A 6,936-nucleotide genomic window follows, 5' to 3' on the forward strand; every position below is an offset into this window, starting at 1 on the left:
CCCGGCGAGCCGCTCGCGCACCTGGCGCTTGACGCGGCCGAGCATCGCGGTCATCCCGCGCATGCGCAGCGGCGACACCGCGGCGTCGAGCCCGATCGTGGACGGGTAGTCGTCGGGGACGGCCAGGACCTCCTCGGCGGGGAGCCCCTCGAGGCCCTGGGCGAGGATGGACGCGAAGCCCCGGCTCGTCGGCGCCTCGGCGGGCGCCTGGGCGTGCACGTGCACGTCGCCCTCGACGACCTCCACGAACATGAACACCGGCGACTGGCACTCCTCGACCCGCTCCAGGAGGTCCGGGTGCTCGGCGTAGCGCTCGGGCAGGGCCGGGAGCTCGTTGCTGAAGTCGAGCAGCAGCAGGAGCCGGTCGCGCTGCCCGAGCGCGAGGAAGTCGTCCCGGATCTCCGCGAGCGCGGCGGGCAGGGCGGGGGAGCCGGTCATCGGGAGGGCAGCTCCCCGGGCTCGGCGCCCTGCACGATGGGGACGCGGACGGCGGAGCCCCACTCGGTCCAGGACCCGTCGTAGTTGCGGACGCCCTCGAAGCCGAGCAGGTGGGTGAGCACGAACCACGTGTGGCTCGAGCGCTCGCCGATGCGGCAGAGGACCACCACGTCGTCGCCGTCGCCGAGGCCGGCGCCCTCGCGGTACACGGCGTCGAGCTCGGCGCGGGTCCGGAACGAGCCGTCCTCGGCCGCCGCCTTCGCCCACGGGACGTTGCGGGAGGTGGGGATGTGGCCGGCGCGGAGCGCGCCCTCCTCCGGGTAGGCCGGCGCCGTCGTGCGCTGGCCCGTGTACTCCTCGGGGCTGCGGACGTCGATCAGCGGGTTGCCGAGGTGCGCGAGCACGTCGTCCTTGTACGCCCGGATCTCCTCGTCGCGGCGCTCCACGACGGGGTACTCCACGGGCGTGACCTCGGTGGCGTCGGTGGTGAGCGGACGGCCCTCGGCGATCCACTTGTCGCGCCCGCCGTCGAGCAGGCGCACGTCCTCGTGACCGAACAGCGTGAAGACCCAGAGCGCGTACGCGGCCCACCAGTTGCTCTTGTCGCCGTAGATGACGACGGTGCTGTCGCGGGCGATCCCGCGCTCCGACATGAGCTCGGCGAAGCGCTCGCCGTCGACGTAGTCGCGCTGCACGGGGTCGTTGAGGTCCGTGTGCCAGTCGACCTTGACCGCACCGGGGATGTGGCCCGTCTCGTACAGCAGCACGTCCTCGTCCGACTCGACGACCACGAGGCCGGGGGTCAGCGCTCCGTCCGCGAGGCGCTCCTGGAGCCAGTCGCCGCTGACGAGGCGCTCCGGGTGGGCGTACTCGGCGAACCTGGGGGTGGTGTCCGGCTCGACGGCCATGGGGCTCTCCTGATCTCGCGGCCGCGGGGGCCGCGCTCGGTGGGACGCGGTCTAGTCTGGTGGGTGTTCCGCGGGCGCCCAGGGCACCGCGTCGACCACCATCCACGGTAACGGTTCGCGATGCGCGGGACCTTCCCGATGACAGCCGGAGACCCACCTGTGACGAACGCCGACATCGGATCGCGGAGCCACGACGCCGAGGGCGCGGGGGCGGGCGCGCTCGTCGGACGCTCGCCCAGCATCACGGGCGCGGAGATCGCCGCGCACCTCGTGCCGCCGCGCCAGTTCGACGAGGCCCGCTTCGACACCTACCGGCCGGATCCCGAGTACGACACCCAGGCGCAGGCGGTCGAGGTGCTCCGCGCGTTCTCCGGCGACCGCGCAGGGTCCCGCGGCGGGCTCTTCTCCCGCCGGAAGGCACCCGCGCCGAAGCCCGGCGTGTACCTCGACGGCGGGTTCGGCGTGGGCAAGACCCACCTGCTCGCGTCGCTCTGGCACGCCATGCCGGGACCGAAGTACTTCGGCACGTTCATCGAGTACACCGCGCTCGTCGGGGCGCTCGGCTACCAGGGCGCCGTCGGGATCCTCCGCGGGGCCACGCTCGTGGCGATCGACGAGTTCGAGCTCGACGACCCGGGCGACACCATGATGATGACGCGCCTGCTCTCGGACCTCGTCCAGACGGGCACGCGCATCGCGGCCACGAGCAACACCCCGCCGAACGCCCTGGGGGAGGGCCGCTTCGCCGCGGCGGACTTCCTGCGCGAGATCCAGGCCATGAGCGACCGCTTCGACACGATCCGCATCGACGGGCTCGACTACCGCCGACGTGCCTTCGAGGGCCACGCCGTCACGGTCGAGGCGGACGACCTCGACGCGCGCGCCGACGCGGCGCGGCAGGGCGGCCGCGCCGTCACCGTCGACGGGTTCCCCGAGCTCGTCGCGCACCTGGCGCGGCTGCACCCCTCCAAGTACGTCAAGGTCATCGAGGGCGTCGACGTCATCGCGCTCCGCGACGTGACCCAGCTGCAGGGGCAGACGGACGCGCTCCGGTTCGTCGCGTTCGTCGACCGCGTGTACGACGCCCAGATCCCGCTGCTGGCGTCCGGCACGCCGTTCGACGAGGCGTTCTCCGCGGAGATGCTGGCCGGCGGATACCGCAAGAAGTACCTGCGCGCCATCTCGCGGCTCATCTCCCTCACGGCCGCCGGGCGCGACGCGTAGCCGTCCCCGCATAGCCCACCGGGCTCCGGCTCGGCTGGGCCGGCGGCCCCGTCGAGCATCCCCGACGGGTCCGGAAACACGATGTTCACACGCGCGGTGCCCGTGTAACGCGCCCGAAACACGTCCGGCGAGCCCGTGAAACCTCGCCCCCGGACACTGGACGCGTACCCGGCACCCGGCTCGCGCCGAACCCCCCGACCACACGGGCGGCGTCCCGCCTCCAGTCCGGTGCGACCCCTGCACGATCTACGAGAGGTGAAACACCATGGATCAAGGCAACACCGCCTTCCTCCTGATCGCCGCGGCGCTGGTCCTCCTGATGACGCCGGGTCTGGCGTTCTTCTACGGCGGGCTCGTCAAGGCCAAGAGCGTCATCAGCATGATGATGATGAGCTTCGGGGCCATGGGCCTCATCGGGCTCCTCTGGGTCCTCTACGGCTACGCGGTCACGTTCGGGAACGGACCGGACGGCGCCGCGGGCAACCCGCGCTTCGTCGGCATCGACGGCATCCTCGGCGTCGACCTCGGCCAGCTCGGCCTCGGCGACGCCTACACGGCCGCCCTCGGCGAGCAGACGAGCGCCTACCCGACGCTCGCGTTCGCCGCCTTCCAGGCGACCTTCGCGATCATCACCGTGGCCCTCATCTCCGGCGCCATCGCCGACCGCGCGAAGTTCGGCGCGTGGATGGTGTTCGCCGGCGTCTGGGCGACCATCGTCTACTTCCCGGTCGCGAGCTGGGTCTTCAACTTCACGATCGCCGACGGCTCCACCGTCGACGGCGGCTGGATCGCCTACAACGTCGGCGCCATCGACTTCGCCGGCGGCACGGCCGTGCACATCAACGCGGGCGCCGCGGCCCTCGCGCTGTCGCTCGTCCTCGGCAAGCGCGTCGGGTTCGCCAAGGGCATGCACGTCCCGCACAACCCGCCGTTCGTGCTCCTCGGCGCCGGCCTGCTGTGGTTCGGCTGGTTCGGCTTCAACGCCGGCTCCGAGCTCGCCGCCGACGGCATCGCGGCCATCGCGTTCCTCAACACCATCGCCGCTCCCGCCGCCGCGATCCTCGGCTGGCTCGTCGTCGAGAAGATCCGCGACGGCAAGCCGACCTCGGTGGGCGCCGCATCCGGTGCGGTCGCGGGCCTCGTCGCCATCACCCCGGCGTGCGCCGCCCTGTCGCCGATCTGGGCCATCGTCCTCGGCCTCGTCGCCGGCGCCGTCTGCGCCGTCGCCATCGAGCTCAAGTTCAAGCTCGGCTTCGACGACTCGCTCGACGTGGTGGGCATCCACCTCATCGGCGGCCTCATCGGCACGCTGTACATCGGGCTCTTCGCCACCGACGTCGGCCTCATCTACTCGGGCTCGCTCGAGCAGCTCGGCAAGCAGGCCCTCGCCGCCTTCGCGGTGCTGATCTACTCCTTCGTGCTCTCGTACGTCATCGGCACCGTCATCCAGAAGACCATGGGCTTCCGGGTGAAGAACGAGGACGAGATCGCCGGCATCGACACGATCGTCCACGGCGAGGAGGGCTACGTGCTGGAGACCTCCGGCCGCTGACCCGCACCCCCGGTCGACCACGACGGGCGCCGCACCTCGCGAGGGGGCGGCGCCCGTCCGTCGTGCGGTGGGGAGGCGGCGCGCGCCGGGGGACGCGCGCCGTCTCCCGTGGCAGCGCCCTCCGGGCCGGCGTTGACTGGGGAGCATGGACTTCACACCGAGAAGAGCGATCATCACCGGCGCCGACTCCGGCATCGGCCGTTCCACGGCCGTGGCCCTCGCCAAGGCGGGCCTCGACGTGGGCATCACCTGGCACGACGACGAGGCGGGCGCGGAGGCCACCGCCGAGGAGGCGCGGGCCCACGGGGTGCGCGCCGTCACGACCCGGCTCGACACCGCGGAGCTCGACTCCGCCGGGGACGTCGTCACCCGCCTCGCGGGCGAGCTCGGCGGGGTCGACGTCCTCGTGGGCAACGCCGGCACGGGCGACTCCACGCCGTTCCTCGACACCGACCTCGCCAGCTGGCAGCACGTGATCGCCGTCGACCTCACCGGTGCGTTCGTCGTCATGCAGGCCGCCGCCCGCCTCATGGTCGAGGCCGGCGCCGGCGGCCGCATCATCGCCGTGACCAGCGTGCACGAGCACCAGCCGCGCGTCGGGTCGAGCTCCTACGACGCCGCCAAGCACGGCCTGGGCGGGCTCGTGAAGACGGCAGCGCTCGAGCTCGGGCGGCACGGGATCACGGTGAACAGCGTCGCGCCGGGCGAGATCGCGACCCCCATGACCGGCCAGACCGACGAGGACCCGCGCGGCATCCCCCGCCCCGGCATCCCGCTCGGACGCCCCGGCCACGCCGACGAGATCGCCGACGTGATCGCCTTCCTCGCGTCCGACGCCGCCGGGTACGTCACGGGCGCATCATGGGCGGTCGACGGCGGGATGCTGCAGATGGGACCGCAGGGCGGCTCGCACATCACGAGCGACGACTGGCGGTCCGTCTAGGCAGACCGGTCGACCGCACCGCCGGTCGGCCGGCTGTCCGCTCACCGCGTCCGGTGTTCGCCCGGAGCGGAGCGCCCCGCGCGCCCGCCGTCCGGGAGGGAGCCGGGCGTACGGTGGGAGGACGCGGGAGGGCCGTCACGGCCATCCCCGTCCCCGACCATCGAGACGAAGAAGACGAGAGCACATGGCATCCCCCCTCATCACCCTCAACAACGGCGTCACCATCCCGCAGCTGGGCTTCGGCGTCTTCCAGACCCCGCCCGACGAGACCCAGCAGGCCGTCGAGCGCGCGTTCGAGGCCGGCTACCGGCACATCGACACCGCGGCCGGCTACTACAACGAGGAGGGCGTGGGCGCCGCCATCGCGGCGACCGGCATCCCCCGCGAGGAGCTCTTCATCACCACGAAGCTCCGCAACGGCGACCAGGGCGCGGACAGCGCCCGCACGGCCTTCGAGGACAGCCGCCGCAAGCTCGGCGTCGACGCGGTCGACCTGTACCTGATCCACTGGCCCTACCCGAAGCACGGCCTCTACGTCGAGACCTGGAAGACGTTCGAGGCGCTGCACGCCGAGGGCCTCATCCGCGCCATCGGCGTCTCCAACTTCCTCCCGGAGCACCTGGAGAAGCTGGCGGCCGAGACCGACGTGGTACCCGCGGTGAACCAGATCGAGGTGCACCCGACGTTCCAGCAGCACGACCTCTCGACCTTCTCGGTCGAGCGCGGCATCGAGGTCGAGGCGTACAGCCCCCTCGGCCAGGGCGCCGACCTCGAGTCGGAGATCGTCACGCGCCTCGCGAAGGAGCACGACGCCACCCCCGCCCAGATCGTGCTCGCGTGGCACCTGGCGCAGGGCCGCATCGTCATCCCGAAGTCGGTCACCCCGGAGCGCATCGTCGCGAACTTCCAGAGCATCGAGGTCGAGCTCTCGATCGAGGAGCTCGCGGAGATCGACACCCTCGAGACCGGCACGCGCCTCGGCGCCGACCCGGCGACGGCGGACTTCACGCAGTTCCCGTCCTGATCGGCACGCCGGCACGCCGGCTGCACGACGCCCGCCCGGCCCTCGGCCGCGGCGGGCGTCGTCGCGTCCGGCTCCGTCGCCCGGCCGATCGGCGGCCGGAGGGCTAGCGTGAGGGGCACGACGCTCGCCGGCCCGGGCCTGGACCCGGTCCGGACAGCACGACCGACCGTGAGGACCACCGTGACCGATCCGACTCCGGCGCACGCCCGGCTCGCCGACGCCATGATCACCCTGTCCGAGCGGATCGACGTCTCGGTCGACCCGAGCTGGGACGGCCTGACCGGCGTGCAGATCCTCATCCTCCGCCGGCTCGACGGCGCGGAGCGCATGGACCGGGCCTCGCTCGCGCTCGACACGCGCACGGCCCGCGCCGCCACGGTGCCCAGCCTCGCCTCGCTCATGCACAAGGGCTTCGTGCAGGAGTCCGAGGACGAGTCCGGGTCGTACCTGCACCTCACCGAGGCGGGCCGCGGGCTCCTGCTGCGGGTCCGCGCGGCGCGTGCGGACTGGCTCGAGCGGGCGGCCCGGGAGGCCCGCCCGCCGGTGCGCGCCGACGACCTCCTCCGCGTCGCGGCGCTGCTCGACCACCTCTCCCAGGCGGAGCTCGACTGAGCCCGCCGTCCGGCCCCGACCGCCCCGCCGCCGACCCTCGGGAAGAGCTGATCGGTCGGCTGCGCGCGGCCGGGTGCGTGTTCGCCGAGGAGGAGGCGGACCTGCTCCGCGCCGAGGCCCGGGACCGCCACCCGGCGGACGGTGCCGACGCTGCGCGCGCGGCGGCGCTCGAGCGGATGACGACGGCGCGCGTCGCCGGCGAGCCCCTCGAGACCGTGCTCGGCTGGGCCGCCTT

At 73.0% G+C, this 6,936-nt stretch carries 7 protein-coding genes; 5 read left to right on the plus strand and 2 right to left on the minus strand.

What is annotated here, in order from left to right:
* Both Q6969_RS11490 and Q6969_RS11495 read right to left on the minus strand, forming a co-directional pair.
* The coding region (locus Q6969_RS11490; protein ID WP_317230563.1) for a SufE family protein at positions 1 to 438 on the minus strand (438 nt) is incomplete at its 3' end.
* Complete coding sequence (locus Q6969_RS11495; RefSeq protein WP_317230564.1) at positions 435 to 1,346, minus strand: sulfurtransferase; 912 nt, start codon at positions 1,344 to 1,346, stop codon at positions 435 to 437. The genes Q6969_RS11490 and Q6969_RS11495, both read right to left, overlap by 4 nt.
* Positions 1,347 to 1,505: 159 nt before the next feature.
* Between Q6969_RS11495 and zapE the strand changes: the two genes are divergently transcribed.
* The 5 genes from zapE (at position 1,506) to Q6969_RS11520 (ending at position 6,701) form a co-directional block, all read left to right on the plus strand.
* On the plus strand, positions 1,506 to 2,570 hold the full coding sequence (gene zapE / locus Q6969_RS11500) for a cell division protein ZapE (protein ID WP_317230565.1): 1,065 nt from the start codon (positions 1,506 to 1,508) through the stop codon (positions 2,568 to 2,570).
* Between the two features lie 265 nt (positions 2,571 to 2,835).
* A complete protein-coding gene (locus Q6969_RS11505; RefSeq protein WP_317230566.1) occupies positions 2,836 to 4,122 on the plus strand; it encodes an ammonium transporter in 1,287 nt (428 codons plus the stop codon).
* Between the two features lie 145 nt (positions 4,123 to 4,267).
* On the plus strand, positions 4,268 to 5,065 hold the full coding sequence (locus Q6969_RS11510) for an SDR family oxidoreductase (RefSeq protein ID WP_317230567.1): 798 nt from the start codon (positions 4,268 to 4,270) through the stop codon (positions 5,063 to 5,065).
* Positions 5,066 to 5,249: 184 nt separating this feature from the next.
* Positions 5,250 to 6,089 (plus strand): aldo/keto reductase, encoded by an 840-nt coding sequence (locus Q6969_RS11515; RefSeq protein WP_317230568.1) that lies wholly within the window; start codon positions 5,250 to 5,252, stop codon positions 6,087 to 6,089.
* A gap of 180 nt (positions 6,090 to 6,269) precedes the next feature.
* Positions 6,270 to 6,701: a MarR family transcriptional regulator gene (locus tag Q6969_RS11520; protein ID WP_317230569.1), complete on the plus strand. Its 432-nt coding sequence runs from the start codon at positions 6,270 to 6,272 to the stop codon at positions 6,699 to 6,701.
* Positions 6,702 to 6,936 lie beyond the last annotated feature (235 nt).

The sequence above is a fragment of the Clavibacter sp. MX14-G9D genome (assembly GCF_032917815.1).
Lineage (GTDB): Bacteria > Actinomycetota > Actinomycetes > Actinomycetales > Microbacteriaceae > Clavibacter > Clavibacter michiganensis_K.

What these genes read in the sequence shown, in the direction of transcription:
- Q6969_RS11495 (WP_317230564.1), bottom strand. Translation starts at nt 1,346, where the DNA reads ATGGCCGTCGAGCCGGACACCACCCCCAGGTTCGCCGAGTACGCCCAC.
- Q6969_RS11505 (WP_317230566.1), top strand. Translation starts at nt 2,836, where the DNA reads ATGGATCAAGGCAACACCGCCTTCCTCCTGATCGCCGCGGCGCTGGTC.
- Q6969_RS11510 (WP_317230567.1), top strand. Translation starts at nt 4,268, where the DNA reads ATGGACTTCACACCGAGAAGAGCGATCATCACCGGCGCCGACTCCGGC.
- Q6969_RS11515 (WP_317230568.1), top strand. Translation starts at nt 5,250, where the DNA reads ATGGCATCCCCCCTCATCACCCTCAACAACGGCGTCACCATCCCGCAG.